The following is a 19,817-nucleotide window of genomic DNA, read 5'->3' on the forward strand; positions in this document are numbered from 1 at the left end:
GCGATCCAATCACGCGATTGGCTACACCTGTAGATGCCAATTCGAGTACGGTGGCCGCATGGATTCGCGCATCTCGGCTCGCGCCCTCGCGGCGGCCCTTGGTGGATGGCGGGGGAGTGGGCCCGCCTACGAGGCCCTCGCCGACGGCGTGCGCCTGCTGTGCCTCGACAACCGGCTCGCCCCGTCGACGGCTCTCCCCGCCGAACGCGAACTCGCGGCCGCCCTCTCGTTGAGCCGCACGACCGTGGCCGCCGCGTATCGCAGCCTGCGCGAGACGGGGCACATCGAGAGCCTGCGGGGCAGTGGGAGCGTCACCCTGCCGTTGCGCCGCAGTGACCCCGGCCGCCTCGACGCGGACGCCGACGACATCGACCTGCAGCAGGCCAGCCCCGCCGCCTGGCCGGGTCTGCCCGCGGTCATCGCCGAGGCCGCGGCCCAGGCCCCGGCGCTGGTCGCCCGGATCGGTTACGACGTGGTGGGCGACCCGGCACTGCGCGCGGCGATCGCCGACCACTACAGCCACCGCGGCCTCGTCACCTCCCCGGATCAGATCCTCGTCACGACCGGGGCGCAGAGCGCGATCCACCTGATCGCCTCGGTGCTGCTCGGGCGCGCGGACCGGGTGCTGCTCGAGACCCCGACCTACCCGCACGCCGCGGACGCGTTCCGTCGCGTCGGGGCGCGCCTCATCGGCGTTCCGGTGGACTCGGACGACGGGTGGGACCTCGAGCGTGCCGAGCAGAGCTTCGCGCGAGCCCTGCCCTCCCTGGCATACCTGATGCCCGACTTCCACAATCCGACGGGACGGACCATGAGCGCCGTCGAGGCGGAGGCTTTCCTCGCGGGCGCCCGCAGCGCCGGCACCCTGCTCGTGCTCGACGAGACCACCGCGCAGCTCGACATCGACCGCTCCGGAGGGGCCGCGCCCTTCCCGGACGACGACCGCATCATCCGGGTCGCCTCTCTGGGCAAGACCGTGTGGGGCGGTCTGCGCGTGGGCTGGGTGCGCGCGGCCCCCGACATCGTGCGGCGACTCGCGAGCGGACGACCCGTGCACGATCTCGGCACCCCCGAACTCGAACAGGCGATCGCGACCCGACTCGTCCCGCGGCTCGAGGAGATCGCGCGCCAGCGGGGGGATCTGCTGCGCGCGGGACGCGACACCGTGCGCGCCGCGCTCACGAGCGCGTTCCCGGACTGGGACGTCCCGGAGGTCGACGGCGGCGTGTCGGTGTGGGTCGGCATCGGCGAACCCCTCAGCACGCCCCTGGTCATGAGCGCACGCTCTCGCGGACTTGCCCTCTCGGCCGGATCGCGCTTCGCGGTCGAGGGAGGACACGATCGTCGGCTGAGGGTCCCGTTCACCGCGCCTCCGGCCACGCTCGAGCGCGCCGTCGACATACTGCGCGCCGCGTGGGACGACGTCCGAGGCGGGCGTGCGGCGGCGACGAGAGAGGACTTCGCCACCGTCGTATGACGCGACCATCAACGGGGTGCACGGATGCCCCGAGCTCTGCGGCACCGCGACCTTAGCGGCCGTAGCGCAAGCACTCGACGGCCTCGTGGGAGGACCAGAACTCCCCGAGCCGACGGAACCCGCCCGAAGCCGTGTGGAAGCGCTCGGCCGTGTAGCGCCACCCACCCTCCGCCGCGACCGCGCGAATGTGACCGACGACGATGCCGCGCGGATCGGCGATGCGCCACAGACCGGCGGCGACGTGCGTCGCCGCTCCCCACCCGGCCGAGCGCGGTGCCGGTGCGAGGTCGTTCCACAGTGCAGTGCTCATGCGCACACGGTACGACCGACCTCCGACATCGCTTCGGGCACCGCCGAGAACGCGTCCTCCCCAGGGCGCCATCCGCTCGATCCGTCCACGGATTGGCGAAACGGGCCGGCGAACCGGTGGCGTCTCGGGCGAATCTGAGCGTGGCTCCGGCATCCGTCGGGCACACGGATGCCGGAGCATCACCCACGTCGAGAGGACAACATCATGAGCGATCACATCACCCTGGTCGGCAACATCGTCGGCGAGCTCGAGGAGCGCACCAACCGCGGCGGCGGCGTGATCGCCGCATTCCGCCTCGCCGTCGGCGAGAGGCGCTTCGACCGCGAGAAGAACGAGTGGGTCGACGCCCACACGAACTTCTACGGCGTCTCCGTCTTCGGCGAGTTGGGGGTGCACGCGCTGCGCTCCCTCCGCAAGGGACAGCGCGTGATCCTCAGCGGACGCCTGCGCCTGCGCGAATGGGAGACCGAGACGAAGCGCGGCGTGAGCGCCGACGTCGTGGCGGATGCGATCGGACACGACCTGCGATGGGGCGTGTCGAGCTTCGCACGCGCAGACAGAGCGTCCGCGCCGGCGGTCTCCGCACCGCCGATCGCCGCCGGTTCTCCGGGGACCTCGGCGACCGACTCCGAGGGGTGGAGCCTGCCGGGTGCATCCCTCGAGGCCCTCGGTGCGGAGCGGAACGGGGGAGAAGCCGGCCCCGAGCCGATCGAGGCCGGCGGCCGACTCGCGGGACAGATCACCGACGAGCAGGTCGCCGAGGTGACGCCGTTCTGATCACCCGCACGAGAGATCCGCCCGCGTAGCGGGTGAATCGGCGCAACCCCGCGGCCCCCGGAGAGGGCTGGGTGGCGGGGTCCTGGCGGGGAGCCGCGCGGGAGGCTGGGTCAAAGGCCTCGTGGACGGGGCGAGTGCAGGGATCGAGGAGAGCGGGTAGGCGGACGGCGTGGCGGAGGGCTGGTCGAGAGGATCCGTAGACTCGGGACGTGTCTCGCCTTCTCGGACGATCCCTCGCCGCCCTGACCCTCGTGGCCGCACTCGGCCTCGCGGGCTGCACCGGCGGCTCGACGCCGCAGCCGAGCACGCCGACCGTGACGCCCGCGGCGACACCGGGGGGCGATGCGGCGACAGCGTCGCCGGACGCGACGGCGTCGCCCACTCCGGCGCCGTCGGCGACGAGCGAGGCCTCCCAGCGTCTCCCGCTGTTCACGCAGACCGTCGCGGCGGTGTGGACAGGGCCGAACCCCGTGTCCGGCCGCGCGTACATCGACGCGCTGGCGGCGGCGGGCTTCGACAAGGCCGCCATGCAGGTGACCGCGGACCAGTCCACGATCGGGAACGCCGCGGAGAGCATCGAGTTCGCCGTCCGGATCGGAGACCAGTGCCTCGTGGGGCAGGTCGGCCCCTCGATCGGAGACCCCGTGACCGCCGTCCTCCCCGGCCTGTCCGCCGGCGGATGCCTCATCGGACAGACGCGGGCGATCGACTGGTAGTCGTCGCGGGCGCCGACAGGCGGAGCCCGACCGGAGGCCGCCGCGGACGCGGCTGCGCGAGCACGTCGGCTCGTCGGGTCGACGCCCCTAGACTGGAACGGTTATGGCCGAATACATCTACTCCATGGTCCGTGCCCGCAAGGCTGTCGGCGAAAAGCTCATCCTCGACGACGTCACGATGTCGTTCCTCCCCGGCGCCAAGATCGGCATGGTCGGCCCGAACGGTGCGGGAAAGTCCACGATCCTGAAGATCATGGCCGGCCTCGACACCCCGTCCAACGGCGAGGCGCGGCTCAGCCCCGGCTTCACCGTGGGCATCCTCATGCAGGAGCCCGAGCTCGACGACAGCAAGACCGTGCTGGAGAACATCCAGGACGGTGTCGCGATCAAGCCGAAGCTCGACCGCTTCAACGAGATCTCCGCACTCATGGCCGACCCCGACGCCGACTTCGACGCGCTGCTGGCCGAGATGGGCACCCTTCAGGAGGAGATCGACGCGGCCGACGGCTGGGACCTCGACTCCCAGCTCGAGCAGGCGATGGACGCGCTGCGCACGCCCCCCGCCGACGCCTCGGTCGTCCCGCTCTCCGGTGGTGAGCGACGCCGCGTCGCCCTGGCCAAGCTGCTGCTGCAGAAGCCCGACCTCCTGCTGCTCGACGAGCCCACCAACCACCTCGACGCCGAGAGCGTGCTCTGGCTCGAGCAGCACCTGAAGGCCTACAAGGGTGCCGTCATCGCCATCACCCACGACCGGTACTTCCTCGACAACGTCGCGGAGTGGATCGCCGAGGTCGACCGCGGTCACCTCTACCCGTACGAGGGCAACTACTCGACCTACCTCGACAAGAAGGCGCAGCGCCTCGACGTCCAGGGCAAGAAGGACGCCAAGCTCGCCAAGCGTCTGAAGGACGAGCTCGAGTGGGTGCGCTCGAACGCCAAGGGACGCCAGGTCAAGTCGAAGGCACGTCTGGCCCGCTATGAGGAGATGGCGGCCGAGGCGGAGCGCACGCGCAAGTTGGACTTCGACGAGATCCAGATCCCCGCGGGTCCGCGACTGGGCAGCATCGTCATCGACGCGAAGAAGCTCGAGAAGAGCTTCGGCGACCGCTCGCTCATCAGCAACCTCAGCTTCAACCTGCCTCCCAACGGCATCGTCGGCGTCATCGGCCCGAACGGTGTGGGAAAGACGACGCTCTTCAAGACGATCGTCGGCCTCGAGCCCCTCGACGGCGGCACGCTGAAGATCGGCGAGACCGTCAAGATCAGCTATGTCGACCAGTCGCGCGCGAACATCGACCCCGAGAAGACGCTGTGGGAGGTCGTGTCCGACGGGCTCGACATCATCACGGTCGGCAAGACCGAGATCCCCTCGCGCGCCTACGTGTCGAAGTTCGGCTTCAAGGGCCCCGACCAGCAGAAGAAGGCCGGCGTGCTCTCCGGCGGTGAGCGCAACCGCCTCAACCTCGCGCTCACGCTGAAAGAGGGCGGCAACCTGCTCCTCCTCGACGAGCCGACCAACGACCTCGACGTCGAGACCCTGAGCTCGCTCGAGAACGCGTTGCTCGAGTTCCCCGGTTGCGCCGTGGTCATCACCCACGACCGGTGGTTCCTCGACCGCATCGCCACGCACATCCTGGCCTACGAGGGCACCGAGGAGCACCCCGACCAGTGGCATTGGTTCGAGGGCAACTTCGAAGCCTACGAGGCGAACAAGATCGAACGCCTGGGTGCGGATGCCGCCAACCCGTCGCGCTCGACGTACCGCAAGCTGACGCGTGACTGACGCAGACGCCCTCCCCGTCTCGGGCCCCGCGACCGCGGGGCCCGAGCGGCTTCACGTGCCCATCCCGCTGCGGTGGGGCGACCTCGACGCCCTCGGGCACGTGAACAACACCTCGATGCTCAAGCTGCTCGAAGAGGCCCGACTGCGCGCGTTCTGGCGCAGTGACGACGAGGGCGAGGCCCTGCCGACGGCGGTGTTCGACATGAGCGTGCTCGAGAGCGGAGGAGAGCGGGCGACCCTCATCGCCCGGCAGGAGATCGAGTACCTGCGGCCCGTTCCCTACAGTCAGCGCCCCCTCGACGTGCGCATGTGGATCGGAGCGATGGGCGGCTCGAGCGCCGACATCTGCTTCGAGGTGTACAGCCCGCTCGGCGACGCCGACCAGGTGCTGTACGCGCGCGCCACCGCGGTCGTCGTGCTCGTCGACACCGCGAGCGGTCGGCCGATCCGCTGGAGCGAGACCGAGCGCTCCGCATGGGCGCCGTACGTCGGCGACCCGATCGTCTACCGTCGTCGCTCCACCAAGGGCTGAGCTCCGCGGGCTTCCGGTCGGTCAGGCCACCCACCGGGCTCGTGACCGCACCGGAGCGGATTCACCGCCGCTCCCGCGCGTTCGCTCTCACAGCATCCCGCCCGAGGTCAGTCGCGCGGAACGCGCACCATGACCTCCTGGGCGACGCTCGCGAGGAGCACCCCCGAGCGCGTGTACACGCGGCCCGTCGACAGGCCGCGGCCGCCGCGGGCGTTCGGCGACTCCTGCACGTAGAGCAGCCAGTCGTCGACGCGTCCGGGGCGGTGCCACCACATCGCGTGATCCAGGCTCGCGACGCGCAGGCCGGGAGCGTTCCAGGCGACCCCGTGCGCGCGCAGGATCGTCTCCTGGATCGTGAGGTCGCTCAGGTAGGCCAGGGCCGCGCGGTGCACCGCGGGATCGTCGCCGATGGGCCGGCGCAGCTTCATCCACACCGCCTGTTGCGGGACGTGCGGGCCCTCGACGGAGGCGTAGACGGGGGAGCTCACATGCCGCACGTCGACGGGGCTCGCCGAGAGCATGCGCCGACTGATCGGGTGCAGCGCCTCGACGTCGACCGGGGCGACGTCCTCGGGCGCCGGGACGCCCTCGGGCATGGGCTCGAAGTGCTCCAGCCCCGGGTCCTCGTCTTGGAACGACGCGATCATCGAGAAGATCGGCACACCCGACTGGAACGCCTGCGTGCGACGGGTCGAGAACGACCGGCCGTCGTGGATGCGGTCAACCGAGAACGTGATCCCGTCGGCGGGGTCGCCGGGACGCAGGAAGTACCCGTGCATCGAGTGCACGGTGCGCTCGGGGGGAAGGGTGCGCGAGGCGGCGACGATCGTCTGCGCGAGCACCTGCCCGCCGTAGACGCGGCCGGTCGGCATGGCCTGCGATACGCCGGTGAAGATGTCTTCGGTGGTCCGGGCGCCGGCATCGCGGAGGTCGAGGACCGCGAGCAGCGACGCCACGGGATCGATGGCGTCGGTCACGCTGACTCCCGTTCCTGGCGCGGCGAGGGGCGCACCACTTGCTAGTTTAGAGCGGGTGTCCGCCCGCCTGTTGTTCCCCGACCCGCAGGCGGCAGCCGACCTGCTCACCTTCGCCGGCCGCACGATCCGTCTCGGCGACGGAACCGTGCGTCTGCGCGCCCGTGACGGCGTCCTCGTCACCACCGCCGCGCCCCTGGCCCCACGCGGCCTGATGGACAGCACGCCCACCGTGCTCGGTCTGCGCGCCTCGGCGATCGACCCCGAATTGGAGTGCGACCTCGTCGTCGAGGCGGCCGCGCTCCTCGCCGCTCCCGACGACGCGAACGCCGTCATCCTGCCCGACACGGCGACCTCGCCCGCGTGGGCCGGCATCTCGCCGCCGCAGGGCGGATGGGAGCAGACGGATGCCGTCGACGCCGCCGTCCTGGCATCCCGGGCTCAGTACGGGGTCGCGGCGGTCGCCGACGCCCTGCCCGCCGACGCCGGGGAGGACGTCGTACGCGTGGTCCGCGCGCAGGTGTGGGGTCAGCCCGACGAGGCCCTTGCCGGTCTTCCCCTCGGCGTCGCCTTCGCCGCCTTCGCCCTCGGGTTCATCGCCGGGGAGGAGCAGGCGCCCGTCCGCCGCAGCGGGGCCTGGACGCGGGTCAGTCTCGCGCGCGGCCACGTGCTCGTGCGCGGACCGGTGCGCTCCGGACTGACCGCGGTGCGGTCGACGGGGAGCTGATTCAGCCGACGCAAAGGAGCCGCCCCTACTCTGGTCTCAGCAAGGGGAGTACTCCCATCGCGATGCATCCGTCATCACGAGGCCACCGTTGGCCTCCGGGTGCGTCGGCCCCGTTGGGGCGGAGGAGACCTTGACGTCGCGGCAGCGTGCCGCCCGTCGAGAGGTTCTCCCATGGTCTCGTTCTCCCGTCTGTTCGATCTCGCGTCGAAGGCCGTCGACAAAGCGTCGTCGTCGTCGTCTGGATCCGCGTCGCGCCCCGCGGCCGGCGGGGGTCGCGATTGGCGTGACGTGGTGCGCTCCGCCGCCGACGCGGTGACCGGCGACCGCCGCGCCGACGCATCGCCCGTGCCCGTGTCCGGCCCCGACGCCCGGAGCCGATACGCGCCCCCGCGCGCGGGGGCGGCCGGCGAGACGCTCTCGCCCGACGACCGCGCCGCGATCGCCCGGTACGACTACCTGCTGCGCACCGCCGACCCCGACCGCGTCGAGCAGATGCACCGCGAGGCGTTCGCGCGTCTCACCCCGACCCAGCGCACGCACGTGCGGGAGCGGATGGATGCCGAGCTCTCGCCCCACGAGCGGCCCCGGTCCGACGCGCCCGACGACCTCGCGCGCACCGCGGCGCGGGCGGAGGCGGCGCGGCCGGGTCGCATGTCGTCGCTGCTCGCGAAGGCCGGGAAGGGTGGGCTGATCGGCGCGGGCGTCGTCGGTGCCGGCGGTCTGCTCGCGGCGGTTGCGGGCGGCGCGATCGTCAGTGCGGTCGCCGCCCCCCTACTCGCTCAGGCGATGCAGTCCGGCGTCGACTTCGCGGGGCTGGCCGAGGGCGTCGACCTCGAGGCGATGGCATCCGGAGTCGACCTCGCGTCGCTCGCCGAGGGCACCGGCGTCGGGGAGTGGGCGGGGGGAGCCCAGGATGCCGTGGCCGGAGCGGGAGAGCAGCTCAGCGGCTTCAGCGAGAGCCTGTCGAACCTCGACATCCCGGGGTTCGGCGACTTCCTCGGACGCTGACCGGGGGACGGGGCTCCGCGGGCCCGGGCGCGCTCAGTCGCTCGCGCGGACCGGGAGCCCCGTGTCGGGGCGACCGTTCTGCTGCGGGCCGATCCCGCGCGGTTCGAAGGTGTTGACCATGGCGTACGCGGCGCGTTCGACGTAGTCCCAGAGCGGCGCCTCGAAGGCGGGAGGCAGCGCGATCTCGTCGACCGCCGCGCGCATGTGACGCAGCCAGCGGTCGCGCGCGTCGGGGTCGACGTGGAACGGCATGTGCCGCATGCGCAGGCGCGGGTGGCCGCGGGTCTCGCCGTAGGTGGTCGGACCGCCCCAGTACTGCGCGAGGAAGAGGGTCAACCGCTCGGCGGCGGGACCGAGGTCTTCTTCGGGGTACATCGGCTTGAGCACCTCGTCGGAGGCGACGCCGCGGTAGAACGCATCCACCAGGCGACGGAAGGTGTCCATGCCCCCGACCTGGTCGTAGAAGCTGACGGGCTCGCTCACGGGGTGTCCTTCTCGTCTGCGCGGACCGCCGGCGGGGTGGGTTTGGGCTGATCGGCGCCCGGGGCGTCGGGGAGGTTGACGACGGCGGTCGGCGTGTCGTCGCGGACGGCCTTCTTCGTGACGGGCGCCGCGGTGTCGGAGGTGCGGTCCTCGACGGTCTCGACGACCTCGACCTTGCGGCCACGCGGCCGCCACCGGGGGCGGTCCGCGCCCGCGGGGATCTGCGTCTCCTTCGTCTTGGGCGGGTGCGCGCCGCGCACGCTCTGCGCCCCCTCCGGGCCGGTGAGCATGATCGAGTTCAGCTGCGGCAGGGCGATGCCCATCGCGTCGATCGCGCGCTTGAGACGGGCGCGCAGCTCGCGCGCGACGTCGTCCTTCGCGCTCGAGCGCGTCTTCATCACGAGGCGGATGACGAGGGCGTCGCCGCTGATGGACTCGAGGCCCCAGATCTCGGGCTGCTCGATGATGCGCGAGCGCCACTTCGTCTCTTTCGCCATGGCCTTCGCCGCGTTCAGCATCGCCTTCTCGACATCGTCGATGTCGGCGTCGACCGGCACGGCCAGGTCGATGATCACGCGCGACCACCCCTGCGACATGTTGCCGATGCGGGTGATCTCGCCGTTGCGGACGTACCAGAGCGTGCCGTTCACATCGCGCACGTGGGTGATGCGCACGCTGACGAACTCGACGATGCCGGTCGCGAGTCCGAGGTCGACGACGTCGCCGATGCCGATCTGATCCTCGGCGACGATGAAGATGCCGTTGAGCACGTCTTTGACGATGTTCTGCGCGCCGAAGCCGAGGCCCGCGCCGATCGCGGCGGTGAGCAGCGTCAGGGACGCCAGGGCATCCGGCGCCACGATGCCCGCGATCCACACCAGAGCGACGATCACGAGCACCACGTTGACGATGTTCTGCAGGATCGTGCCGAGCGTGCGGGTGCGCTGCACGAGGCGCACCGCGCTCAGCGGCGAGCGGTCCAGGGCCTGCGTGTCGTCGACGCGCGCCTTGACCTTCGCGCCGTTGACGATGCGGTCGACGACGCGGCGGATCACCAGGCGCAGGATCCACGCGGCGACAGCGACGCCGACGACGATCCCGAGGATCTGCAGGAGCACGCCGCCGAAGTCGAGCAGCCGGCCGCCGATCCACGTCCAGGTGTCGAGGTTGGCAAGGTCCGAGGGCGAGGTGATCGTGGGAGACGGACTGGGGGAGGGATTTTCGGCGAGAACGAACATCGGATTCAGACTAACGACGGATGCCTCGGCGCCGGCTGAGCGTCGAGGCATCCGTCCGATCGGGACGGGGTCCGTGCGGAAGAGGGGTCAGGCGTCGCGCGAGCGCAGCGCGAGCCACCCGAGGGCGAGCGGACCGACGACCCACCCCGCCAGCGTGAGAGCGGGCTCGAGGAGGTCCTCGCCGCCGGGCTGCGTCAGGGCCCCCGCCGCGTTGACGGGAAGGTACTTCGCCGATTCCACGATCCACATCCACTCCGGACCCGCGATCGAGAAGAGGCTCAGCACGATGGGCAGGACGAACAGCACGCCCACCGTGACGGCGATCGCCCCCGCGCCGCTGCGCAGCAGGAAGCCGAAGCCGACGCCCATCAGCGTGAAGCAGGCCATCGACAGCGCGCCGAGCGCGAGCGGCACGAACGAGTCGAGGGGAGACGCCCAGTCGATCCCCGTGCTCGTGAACGGCGAGGTGAGCACGATCGCGACGGCGTAGATGACGACCGCGGTGAGCATCATGGCCACCGCGACGACCAGCGCCTTCGCCAGCAGCACGGCTCCGCGGCGCGGTTCGGCGGTGAGGGTGGAGCGGATCATGCCGGTGGAGTACTCGCCGGTCACGACGATGGCGCCGAGGATCCCCGCGACGAGCATCGTGAACTGCGTGGGGGCGAGGATGACGTTCGTCGGCGCCATCCCCCCGCCCATGCCGCTGGTCGCCAGGGCGATGAGCAGCGACATGCCGACGGACATGGCCGCGGTGACCCCGAGCGACCACCAGGTCGAACGCAGGGTGAGCACCTTGATGGCCTCGCTGCGCAGCAGGTGGGGGAAGCTGAGGCGGTGCGCCGTGGTGTGCGTGGCCCGACGGGGGCCGGCGAGCGTGGTCATGCGATCTCCTTGGTCTTGTACTCGACGGCGTCGTCGGTGAGGGCGAGGTAGGCGTCCTCGAGGGAGCCGACGCGCGGGCTGAGTTCGTAGAGGGGGATGCCGTGGGCGGCGGCGATGTCGCCGACCGACTGCGGCGTGATCCCGGTGATCTGCGCCGCACCCGGCTCGACGGCCGAGACGGTGGCATCCGGGATCTCCAGGGCGGCGACGAGCTCGCTCAATCGCGGTGAGCGGACGAGGAGCGTCGTCGTGGTCCAGGTGCGGACGAGCTCGGGGAGCGGCGCATCGGCGAGCACCCGGCCGCGCCCGAGCACGATCACGTGGTCCGCGGTCTGCGACATCTCGCTCATGAGGTGGCTCGACAGCAGGACCGTCCGGCCCTCGGCGGCGAGGTGCCGCACGAACTGCCGCACCCAGCGCACGCCCTCGGGGTCGAGGCCGTTGACGGGCTCGTCGAGGATGAGGGTGTGCGGGTCGCCCAGCAAGGCCGCGGCGATGCCCAGCCGCTGTCCCATACCGAGCGAGAAGCCGCCCGCGCGCTTGCCCGCGACGGAGCCGATCCCGGTGAGCTCGATCACCTCGTCGACCCGCCGGCGACCGATGCCGTGCGTCGCCGCCATGGCGCGCAGGTGATCGCGCGCCGAGCGTCCGGTGTGCACGGCCTTGGCATCCAGCAGCACGCCGACCTCGGTGAGGGGCGAGCGCAGCTGCCGGTAGTCCTGCCCTCCGACGGTGACCCGCCCGGCGGTCGGCCGGTCGAGACCCACGATCATGCGCATCGTGGTGGACTTGCCGGCGCCGTTCGGGCCGAGGAAGCCCGTCACGCGGCCCGGGGCGACGGTGAACGACACGCCGTCGACGGCGGTCTTGTCGCCGTATCGCTTGGTGAGGTTGTCTGCAACGATCATGCCTCCACGCTACGAAGGCACCCCCGCGCACCGCGTCCGCCGAGAGGATGACCCGCGTCGCCGCACGGATGATCCCCGAGACGACGAATGCCCCCTCCCGGAGGAGAGGGCATTCGACAGGGGATGCCGATCAGGCGGCGTCGCGCTCCTGCACGGCCAGGGCGCGCTCGACGCCGGCGAGGTTCTCACCGACGAGGCGGCGCAGCGCAGGGGCGGCGTCGGCGTGCTGCGAGAGCCACTGGCGCGTCGCGTCGCGCAGCGCCGTGTTCGCCAGCGCGGCGGGGTACAGACCCACGATCAGGTACTGGGCGATCTGGTAGCTGCGCGACTCCCAGATCGGCAGCAGCATCGCGAAGTACGGCTCGACGAAATCGGCGAGCACGTCGACCGTGGTCGGGTTGGTGAACCCGGCGGCGGTCGAACGCACGATCGTGTTGGGGGCATCGGAACGCTCGATGAGCGAGTCCCACGCCTGCTGCTTGGCCTCGTGCGAGGGCAGCGACGCCTTCGCCATCGCGGCGAACTCGCCGCCCTTGGCCGTGTTGTCGGCCGCGCGCGCCGCGTCGATGTCGGCGGAGGTGACCGCTCCCGCCGCGGCGAGCGAGACGAGCAGCTGCCACGACAGGTCGGTGTCGATCTCGAGTCCCTCGAGGGTCGTCGAGCCGTCGCGCAGGGCCTTCACCGTCTCGGCGTGCGCCGGGGTGGAAGCCGCCGACGCGAACGCCGTGACGAACTGCAGCTGGCTGTCGCTGCCGGCCTCGGCCGCCTGCGCGAGCTCCCACAGTCCGTCGGCCACGCGGGCGCGTGCCGCGTCGCGGGTCGCCGGCGCGACATAGGAGTTCGCCGCCTGCTGCAGCTGCGCGAGCGTCGTGCGCACCGTGGTCGACTCGGTCTCGGAGCCGATGTTGCGCAGCACGAGGTCGAGGTAATCGGTGGCCGAGGCCTCGGCATCCCGCGTCTGGTCCCAGGCCGCGCCCCACACGAGCGAGCGCGCGAGCGGGTCGGAGATGTCCTTGAGGTGGGCGATCGCCGTCGCGAGCGAGCGCTCGTCGAGACGGATCTTCGCGTAGGCGAGGTCGTCGTCGTTGAGCAGGACGAGGTCGGGACGACGGATGCCGCGCAGTTCGGCGACCTCGGTGCGGTCGCCGTCGACGTCGAGCTCGACGTGGTGCACGCGCTCGAGCGCTCCGGCGTCGTTCAGCGAGTAGAAGCCGATGCCGAGGCGGTGCGGACGGATCGTGGGGTAGTCGCTCGGGGCGGTCTGCACGATGGCGAAGCGCGAGATGGTGCCGTCGGCACCCTCTTCGATGAGCGGGGTGAGGGTGTTCACTCCCGCGGTCTCGAGCCACTTCTTCGCCCAGTCGCCGAGGTCGCGTCCGCTCGTGGTCTCGAGCTCCGTGAGCAGGTCGCCCACCTCGGTGTTCGACCACTGGTGCTTCTGGAAGTAGGCCGCGACTCCCGCGAAGAACTGCTCGATGCCGACCCAGGCCGCGAGCTGCTTGAGGACCGATCCGCCCTTGGCGTAGGTGATGCCGTCGAAGTTGACCTGCACGTCTTCGAGGTCGTTGATCTCGGCGACGACGGGGTGCGTCGAGGGGAGCTGGTCCTGGCGGTACGCCCAGGTCTTCTCCATCGCGTTGAAGGTCGTCCAGGCGGCCTCCCACTCCGTGGCCTCGGCCGTGGCGATGGTCGACGCCCACTCGGCGAACGACTCGTTGAGCCAGAGGTCGTTCCACCACTTCATCGTGACGAGGTCGCCGAACCACATGTGGGCGAGCTCGTGCAGGATCGTGACGACGCGGCGCTCCTTCACGGCATCCGTCACCTTGGAGCGGAAGACGTAGGTCTCGGTGAAGGTGACCGCACCCGCGTTCTCCATGGCGCCCGCATTGAACTCGGGCACGAAGAGCTGGTCGTACTTGGCGAAGGGGTAGGGGAAGCCGAACTTCTCCTCGAAGTAGGCGAAGCCCTGGCGGGTCTTCTCGAACACGTAGTCGGCGTCCAGGTACTGCCACAGGCTCTTGCGCGCGAAGACGCCGAGGGGGATGACGCGGCCGTCGGCGCTCGTGAGCTCGCTGTAGGTGGCCTCGTAGGGGCCGGCGACCAGCGCCGTGATGTACGACGAGATGCGCGGGGTCGCGGGGAAGTCCCAGCGCGCGACGTCGCCGTCGAGGGCGACGGGCTCGGGCGTGGGGGAGTTGGACACGACCTTCCAGCGCGCGGGAGCCGTCACCGAGAAGGTGAACGCGGCCTTGAGGTCGGGCTGCTCGAACACCGTGTACATGCGACGCGAGTCGGGCACCTCGAACTGCGAGTAGAGGTAGACCTCGCCGTCGACGGGGTCGACGAAGCGGTGCAGGCCCTCACCGGTGTTGGTGTACTCGCAATCGGCTTCGACGACGAGTTCGTTGGTGGCCTCGAGTCCGTCGAGCGCGATGCGCGAGTCGGCGAAGACGGTCGCGGGATCGAGCGAGCGACCGTTCAGCGTGACCGCGTGCACCTCGCGGGCGATGAGGTCGATGAAGGTCGACGCGCCCTCGGTCGCGGCGAAGGTCACCGTGGTGCGCGAGGAGAACACCTCGTCTCCGCGGGTCAGGTCGAGCTGCACGTGGTACTCGTGCGTGTCGACGATCGCGCGGCGCTCCTGCGCCTCGATGCGGGTCAGGTTCTCTCCTGGCACTGGCGTTCTCCCGGGGATGAGGGTGGGATCGTCGCGGATGACGCGCCGGCGTGGGTGACGACGGACGCCGTCGGCGACGACGACAACCACATAAGCCTAGTGTCGAGATACCCCCCGTCCGGGCTGTGCGGGCAAGTGCGAAGATGTCTGCGTGAGCACGACCGATACGGACACCAGCCCTGAGACCGTCCTCTATGCCTCGCCCGCGGCGGCATCCGGACCCAAGTGGGTCGAGACGCCCGTCGCGTACGACGGCATCCTCCTCGCCGGCTTCGGCGGTCCCGAGGGACAGGACGATGTCATCCCGTTCCTGCGCAACGTCACGCGCGGGCGCGGCATCCCCGACGAGCGCCTCGAAGAGGTCGCCCACCACTACCGTCACTTCGGCGGCGTGAGCCCCATCAACCAGCACAACCGCGAGCTGAAGGCCGCGCTCGAGGCCGAGATCGCGAAGCGCGGGCTGAACCTCCCGGTCTACTGGGGCAACCGCAACTGGGAGCCCTACCTCGAAGAGGCGGTGACCGAGGCGGCCGAGGCCGGCGATACGACGCTGATCGCGATCGCCACGAGCGCCTACAGCTCCTTCTCGAGCTGCCGTCAGTACCGCGAGGACTACGCCCGCGTGCTCGAGGCGACCGGTCTCGGAGAGACCGTGACGATCGACAAGGTGCGTCAGTTCTTCGACCACCCCGGCTTCGTCTCCACCTTCGTCACGGGCGTGACCGAGGCGGTCTCGGCGTACGTCGCCGAGGGCATCGCCCCCGAGAAGATCCGCGTGCTCTTCTCCACGCACTCCATCCCCACGGCCGACGCCGAGCGTTCGGGTCCCCGCGACGTCGACTTCGGCGAGGGCGGGGCGTACGAGGCCCAGCACAAGGCCGTCGCGGCCTTCGTCATGGCCGAGGTCGCCGCCGCCGTGGCCGACGTCGAATGGGAGCTCGTCTACCAGTCCCGCTCGGGCCCGCCCACGCAGCCGTGGCTCGAGCCCGATGTCAACGACGTCATCGCCGAGCTTCCCGGTCGCGGGGCCGAGGCCGTCGTCATCGTTCCGCTCGGCTTCGTCAGCGACCACATGGAGGTGCTCTGGGACCTCGACACCGAGGCGATGGAGGCCGCCGAAGAGGCGGGCATCAAGGCCGTGCGCACGCCCACCCCGGGGATCGACCCCGCCTACGTGTCGGGCCTGATCGACCTGGTCGAGGAGCGCCTCAACGGCACCCCGAAGGCCGAGCGTCCGCACCTCACCGACCTGGGCCCCTGGTACGACGTGTGCCGCCCCGGGTGCTGCGAGAACATCCGCGCGGGCTTCAAGCCCGTCGCCGCGGGTCTGCGTCCCTGACGGCTCCCGACACCGCCCGTCCCCTCCCGGGGCGGGCGGTGTCGTCATCCGCGCCCGCCGTGTCGGCGGCCCTCAATAGGATTGGCCCATGCGCATCCACATCGGCACCGATCACGCCGGTCTCGAGTTCTCCACCCAGATCCAGCACCACCTCGCCGCCCAGGGGCACGAGGTCGTCGACCACGGTCCGATCGAGTACGACCCGCTCGACGACTACCCCGCGTTCTGCATCCGTGCGGCGCAGGCCGTGGTGCGCGATCAGGCGGCGGGCGTCGACGCCCTCGGCGTCGTGTTCGGCGGCTCCGGCAACGGAGAACAGATCGCCGCGAACAAGGTGCTCGGCGTGCGCGCCGCCCTGGTGTGGAACATCTCGACCGCCGAGCTCGCGCGCGAGCACAACGACGCCAACGTCATCTCGATCGGTGCGCGCCAGCACACCTTCGACGAGGCCGCGTCGTTCATCGACCGGTTCATCGCCACTCCGTTCTCGGGAGAAGAGCGGCACGCGCGTCGCATCGGCCAGCTCGCGGCGTTCGAGCAGGACGGCGTGCTGCTGCCCGATCCGCGCGGCGGCGAGAGCGGCAACACCTTCACCGACGCCAGCGACTCCTTCGACCCCGAGGCAGGCTGATGCCCGAAGGGCATTCCGTCCACCGCATCGCGCGTCAGTTCGACCGCAACATCGTCGGACGCGTGGTCGCGGCATCCAGTCCGCAGGGGCGTTTCGCCGAGGGCGCCGAGGTGATCGACGGCCGTGAGGCGCTCGAGGCGCGAGCCGTCGCGAAGCAGATGTTCGTCCGCTTCGACGGCGACGTGTGGCTGCGCGTGCACCTCGGCATGTACGGGGCGTGGGACTTCTCGGGCGACGTCTCGGTCGACGCGACCATCGCGTCGTCGAACGGCCGGATGGGGCAGACCAACCAGCGCGGCACCGTCGTCGACGAGGCGATCATGGATGCCGCGGGCGAGAACTCCCTGAGTTCGATCGGCGCTCCGCGGCGTTCCCGCGTGCGCATGTCGGAGCAGACGACCGGCCTCGAGGAGCAGTCGGAGTGGCCGCCGCCCCCGGTCGGTGCGGTGCGCCTGCGACTGCTCACCGAGACGACGTGCGCCGACCTGCGCGGGCCCACCGCGTGCGTGCTGCAGACGCCCGACGAGGTGCAGGCGACGATCGACAAGCTCGGACCCGACCCGCTGGTCGACGACCTCACCGAGGGCGAGGAGCGCTTCACCGCGACGGTGAAGAAGAAGCCGACGCCGATCGGCCTGCTGCTGATGGACCAGTCCGTCGTGAGCGGCATCGGCAACGTCTATCGCGCAGAGATCCTTTTCCGCGCGCGCCAGAATCCGCACACGCCGGGTCGCGACGTGCCCGAGGAGGTCGTGCGCGAGATGTGGCGCGATTGGGCGAGGCTTCTGCCGATCGGCGTCGAGACCGGCCAGATGATGACGATGGACGACCTCGACCCGGCGGCCTACCGCCGCGCGATGGCGCGCCGCGCCGATCGCCACTGGGTCTACCACCGCGAGGGTCTGCCGTGCCGCGTGTGCGGAACGGCGATCGTGATGGAGGAGGCGGCCGGGCGCAAGCTCTACTGGTGCCCGAGCTGCCAGGCGTGACGGCCTGGTGCCGGTCCCGTCGACGAGCTCAGGGACCTCGGTGCGGCCCGCGTGTGGTCGCTGAGCCTGTCGAAGCGACCGTCGGGAAGCGCGCGGTCGCTGAGCCTGTCGAAGCGGCCGGAAGTCGCGTTCTAGGCTGATCCGGTGCGTCAGAACCCCAGCTTCGCGATGACCGACGTCGACGAGATCCGTCGCCTCATCGACCTCAACCCGTGGGTGACCCTCGTCAGCCACACCGATGACGGACTCGTCGCCTCGCACTACGCCGTCATGCTCGACGACACCCGCGACGATCTCACCATCGTCGGGCACGTCGGAAAACCCGACGACGCGATCCTCGGCCTCGGGGAGCGTGAACTCCTCGTCGTCGTGCAGGGGCCGCACGGGTACATCACGCCGCGGTGGTACGGCGACGTCCCCGCGGTGCCGACGTGGAACTTCGTCTCGGCCCACCTGTCCGGCATCCCGGAACTGCTCACGCCCGAGGAGAACCTGCGCGTGCTCGAGCGCCTCGTCGACCGCTTCGAGGGCCACGACGACGACGCACGCGGCCTCTACACCCTGCCGAACGACACGGCGTTCGTCGAGCGCCTCGAACGCGGGACGGTGGGGTTCCGTCTCACGCCGACCCGGGTGACCGCGAAGCGCAAGCTCAGTCAGAACCGCAGCGCCGACGTCGTCGAGACGATCATCGACGGTCTCTCGTCGCACAACGCTCCTCTCGCCGCCGAGATGCGGCGCGCGGCCGACGCGCGGGTGCGCCCGTGATCGGGGAGGGGGCCGGGTTCGTCCGCGCCGTGCGCGTCGCCGGTCCCGGGCGCGAGCTGCTCCCGACCGACGAGCCGGTCGATCTCGTGCTCGCGGGCGGCCGGATCATCGACATCGCCCCCACGGGCAATCTCCGCCCGACGGGTCCGGTGATCGAGGGAGAGGGCGGCTGGCTCCTCCCCGGCCTCTGGGATCACCACGTGCACGCGCTGCAGTGGGCGCTGGCGGCCGATCGCGTGCCGCTCGGCGAGGTCGCGTCGGCGCGCCACGCCGCGGCGATCATGGCGCTCGCCCCGGTCGCGGACGGGCGGCGCGTCGGCTCCGGGTTCCGCGACGGCCTGTGGCCCGACGCACCGAGCCTCGCCCTGCTCGACGACGCCTGCGGAGAGGTGCCCACCTACCTCATCAACGCGGACGTGCACAGCGTCTGGATGAACGCGGCCGCCTTCCGTCGCGAGGGCTTCGCCCCCGTGGCATCCGGAGTCCTCGTCGAGGAGGACGCCTTCGAGATCTCGCGTCGCCTGAATGCGGTGGAGCCGGATGCCGCGGACGCGGCGGTCGAGCGGATGGCCCGGGCGGCCGCCGCGCGCGGCATCGTCGGCATCGTCGATCTCGACATGACGTGGAACGACGAGCCGTGGCAGCGCCGTGCCGCGCGCGGCTTCGACACGGTACGCGTGTCGTACGGCACGTATCCGCAGCACCTCGACCGCGCGATCGCCGAGGGACTGCGCACGGGAGACCCGGTGCGCGGCGCTCGGAACGACCTCATCCGGGTGGGGCCGCTCAAGGCGATCACCGACGGCTCCCTGGGCACGCGGACGGCGGCGTGCGCGCACCCCTACCCGGGGGACCCGGGCAACCACGGGCTCCTGACCGTGTCGCCGACCGACCTGGTCGACATGATGACGCGGGCCACCGCCGCGGGCCTGGAGTGCGCGATCCACGCGATCGGCGACGTCGCCAACAGCCACGCCCTCGACGCCTACGCCCTGACAGGTGCGACCGGGACGATCGAGCACGCGCAGCTGGTCGCCCACGCCGACATCCCGCGTTTCGCCCGCCTGGGCGTGGCGGCGAGCGTGCAGCCCGAGCACGCTCTCGACGACCGCGACATGACGGATGCCATGTGGGCCGACCAGTCTGCGCAGCCCTACCCGCTGCGGGCCCTCGCCGACAGCGGCGCCAACCTGCGGTTCGGCTCCGACGCGCCGGTCGCGCCCCTCGATCCGTGGGCGGCGATGGCCTCCGCGGTCTTCCGCACGCGGGACGGGCGCGAGCCCTGGCAGCCCCACCAGCGGGTGGGCATCGAGACCGCGATCGCGGCGTCCACCGCCGGTGGGTCCACTGCGCCCGCCGAGATCGCGCCGGGTGCCCTCGCTGACCTCGTCATCGTGGATGCCGACCCTCTGACCGCCGACGAGCGCGCCCTGCGCGCAATGCCGGTGCGTGCAACGCTTCTGGAGGGTCGGGTGACGCACGGCGCCTGACACCCCCCCGCCCCCATCGCGTGAGGGGTCGCTTCCTGTCGCCCGGCAGCGCGCGCGGCGACAGGAAGTGACCCCTCACGCCGCCCGGTGATGCCCGGGTAC

At 71.2% G+C, this 19,817-nt stretch carries 19 protein-coding genes; 12 read left to right on the forward strand and 7 right to left on the reverse strand.

Annotation, left to right across the window (positions count from 1 at the left end; genetic code table 11):
* The first annotated feature begins 58 nt into the window (after positions 1-58).
* Positions 59-1,477: a MocR-like transcription factor YczR gene (gene yczR, locus FB047_RS01615; protein WP_136585486.1), complete on the forward strand. Its 1,419-nt coding sequence runs from the start codon at positions 59-61 to the stop codon at positions 1,475-1,477.
* A 52-nt stretch (positions 1,478-1,529) separates the two neighbouring features.
* Here yczR and FB047_RS01620 read toward each other — a convergent pair whose 3' ends face one another.
* The gene (locus FB047_RS01620) at positions 1,530-1,787 is read right to left on the reverse strand and encodes a hypothetical protein (RefSeq protein WP_136585487.1); all 258 of its coding nucleotides are present in this window, start codon (positions 1,785-1,787) and stop codon (positions 1,530-1,532) included.
* A 204-nt stretch (positions 1,788-1,991) separates the two neighbouring features.
* Between FB047_RS01620 and FB047_RS01625 the strand changes: the two genes are divergently transcribed.
* From FB047_RS01625 to FB047_RS01645, 4 genes are all read left to right on the forward strand, one after another.
* A complete protein-coding gene (locus FB047_RS01625) occupies positions 1,992-2,564 on the forward strand; it encodes a single-stranded DNA-binding protein (RefSeq protein ID WP_167494116.1) in 573 nt (190 codons plus the stop codon).
* Between the two features lie 209 nt (positions 2,565-2,773).
* Entirely contained in the window at positions 2,774-3,280 is a 507-nt protein-coding gene (locus FB047_RS17045; protein ID WP_205822568.1) for a DUF6993 domain-containing protein, read from the forward strand.
* Positions 3,281-3,383: 103 nt separating this feature from the next.
* On the forward strand, positions 3,384-5,063 hold the full coding sequence (ettA, locus tag FB047_RS01640; protein ID WP_076675917.1) for an energy-dependent translational throttle protein EttA: 1,680 nt from the start codon (positions 3,384-3,386) through the stop codon (positions 5,061-5,063).
* A complete protein-coding gene (locus tag FB047_RS01645; protein WP_136585491.1) occupies positions 5,056-5,595 on the forward strand; it encodes an acyl-CoA thioesterase in 540 nt (179 codons plus the stop codon). The genes ettA and FB047_RS01645 overlap by 8 nt, the downstream gene beginning before the upstream one ends.
* Positions 5,596-5,702: 107 nt before the next feature.
* On the opposite strand, the gene FB047_RS01650 is transcribed toward FB047_RS01645, so the two are convergent.
* Positions 5,703-6,572, reverse strand: a complete 870-nt coding sequence (locus FB047_RS01650) for an acyl-CoA thioesterase (RefSeq protein WP_205822570.1) — start codon at positions 6,570-6,572, stop codon at positions 5,703-5,705.
* A gap of 55 nt (positions 6,573-6,627) precedes the next feature.
* On the opposite strand from FB047_RS01650, the gene FB047_RS01655 reads away from it, so the two are divergent.
* Together FB047_RS01655 and FB047_RS01660 are read left to right on the forward strand one after the other, a co-directional pair.
* On the forward strand, positions 6,628-7,296 hold the full coding sequence (locus tag FB047_RS01655) for a DUF8185 domain-containing protein (protein ID WP_136585492.1): 669 nt from the start codon (positions 6,628-6,630) through the stop codon (positions 7,294-7,296).
* Between the two features lie 171 nt (positions 7,297-7,467).
* The gene (locus FB047_RS01660; protein WP_136585493.1) at positions 7,468-8,304 is read left to right on the forward strand and encodes a cation-transporting ATPase; all 837 of its coding nucleotides are present in this window, start codon (positions 7,468-7,470) and stop codon (positions 8,302-8,304) included.
* Between the two features lie 33 nt (positions 8,305-8,337).
* On the opposite strand, the gene FB047_RS01665 is transcribed toward FB047_RS01660, so the two are convergent.
* From FB047_RS01665 to pepN, 5 genes are all read right to left on the reverse strand, one after another.
* Positions 8,338-8,787, reverse strand: coding sequence for a globin (locus tag FB047_RS01665; RefSeq protein WP_136585494.1), 450 nt, complete (start codon positions 8,785-8,787; stop codon positions 8,338-8,340).
* Complete coding sequence (locus FB047_RS01670; RefSeq protein ID WP_136585495.1) at positions 8,784-10,025, reverse strand: mechanosensitive ion channel family protein; 1,242 nt, start codon at positions 10,023-10,025, stop codon at positions 8,784-8,786. The genes FB047_RS01665 and FB047_RS01670 overlap by 4 nt, the downstream gene beginning before the upstream one ends.
* 87 nt (positions 10,026-10,112) lie before the next feature.
* Positions 10,113-10,910: an ABC transporter permease subunit gene (locus FB047_RS01675; RefSeq protein ID WP_136585496.1), complete on the reverse strand. Its 798-nt coding sequence runs from the start codon at positions 10,908-10,910 to the stop codon at positions 10,113-10,115.
* The gene (locus FB047_RS01680; protein ID WP_136585497.1) at positions 10,907-11,818 is read right to left on the reverse strand and encodes an ABC transporter ATP-binding protein; all 912 of its coding nucleotides are present in this window, start codon (positions 11,816-11,818) and stop codon (positions 10,907-10,909) included. The genes FB047_RS01675 and FB047_RS01680 overlap by 4 nt, the downstream gene beginning before the upstream one ends.
* 130 nt (positions 11,819-11,948) lie before the next feature.
* Positions 11,949-14,498, reverse strand: a complete 2,550-nt coding sequence (gene pepN / locus FB047_RS01685) for an aminopeptidase N (RefSeq protein WP_136585498.1) — start codon at positions 14,496-14,498, stop codon at positions 11,949-11,951.
* A 151-nt stretch (positions 14,499-14,649) separates the two neighbouring features.
* Between pepN and FB047_RS01690 the strand changes: the two genes are divergently transcribed.
* The 5 genes from FB047_RS01690 to FB047_RS01710 all read left to right on the forward strand — a co-directional run bounded on the left by FB047_RS01690 (position 14,650) and on the right by FB047_RS01710 (position 19,715).
* A complete protein-coding gene (locus FB047_RS01690) occupies positions 14,650-15,837 on the forward strand; it encodes a ferrochelatase (RefSeq protein WP_136585499.1) in 1,188 nt (395 codons plus the stop codon).
* 88 nt (positions 15,838-15,925) lie between these two features.
* A complete protein-coding gene (locus FB047_RS01695; RefSeq protein WP_136585500.1) occupies positions 15,926-16,468 on the forward strand; it encodes a ribose-5-phosphate isomerase in 543 nt (180 codons plus the stop codon).
* A complete protein-coding gene (locus FB047_RS01700) occupies positions 16,468-17,457 on the forward strand; it encodes an Fpg/Nei family DNA glycosylase (protein WP_136585501.1) in 990 nt (329 codons plus the stop codon). Before FB047_RS01695 ends, FB047_RS01700 begins: the two co-directional genes overlap by 1 nt.
* Positions 17,458-17,601: 144 nt before the next feature.
* A complete protein-coding gene (locus FB047_RS01705) occupies positions 17,602-18,225 on the forward strand; it encodes an FMN-binding negative transcriptional regulator (RefSeq protein WP_205822571.1) in 624 nt (207 codons plus the stop codon).
* Positions 18,222-19,715 (forward strand): amidohydrolase, encoded by a 1,494-nt coding sequence (locus FB047_RS01710; protein ID WP_136585502.1) that lies wholly within the window; start codon positions 18,222-18,224, stop codon positions 19,713-19,715. Before FB047_RS01705 ends, FB047_RS01710 begins: the two co-directional genes overlap by 4 nt.
* Positions 19,716-19,817 lie beyond the last annotated feature (102 nt).

The sequence above is a fragment of the Microbacterium hydrothermale genome (assembly GCF_004854025.1).
GTDB classification, from domain to species: domain Bacteria; phylum Actinomycetota; class Actinomycetes; order Actinomycetales; family Microbacteriaceae; genus Microbacterium; species Microbacterium hydrothermale.

Excerpts from the sequence above, each read along its gene's own strand:
- FB047_RS01660 (WP_136585493.1), top strand. The coding sequence starts at position 7,468 with ATGGTCTCGTTCTCCCGTCTGTTCGATCTCGCGTCGAAGGCCGTCGAC.
- FB047_RS01675 (WP_136585496.1), bottom strand. The coding sequence starts at position 10,910 with ATGACCACGCTCGCCGGCCCCCGTCGGGCCACGCACACCACGGCGCAC.
- FB047_RS01695 (WP_136585500.1), top strand. The coding sequence starts at position 15,926 with ATGCGCATCCACATCGGCACCGATCACGCCGGTCTCGAGTTCTCCACC.
- FB047_RS01670 (WP_136585495.1), bottom strand. The coding sequence starts at position 10,025 with ATGTTCGTTCTCGCCGAAAATCCCTCCCCCAGTCCGTCTCCCACGATC.
- FB047_RS01620 (WP_136585487.1), bottom strand. The coding sequence starts at position 1,787 with ATGAGCACTGCACTGTGGAACGACCTCGCACCGGCACCGCGCTCGGCC.
- yczR (WP_136585486.1), top strand. The coding sequence starts at position 59 with ATGGATTCGCGCATCTCGGCTCGCGCCCTCGCGGCGGCCCTTGGTGGA.
- ettA (WP_076675917.1), top strand. The coding sequence starts at position 3,384 with ATGGCCGAATACATCTACTCCATGGTCCGTGCCCGCAAGGCTGTCGGC.
- FB047_RS01680 (WP_136585497.1), bottom strand. The coding sequence starts at position 11,818 with ATGATCGTTGCAGACAACCTCACCAAGCGATACGGCGACAAGACCGCC.
- FB047_RS01700 (WP_136585501.1), top strand. The coding sequence starts at position 16,468 with ATGCCCGAAGGGCATTCCGTCCACCGCATCGCGCGTCAGTTCGACCGC.
- FB047_RS01625 (WP_167494116.1), top strand. The coding sequence starts at position 1,992 with ATGAGCGATCACATCACCCTGGTCGGCAACATCGTCGGCGAGCTCGAG.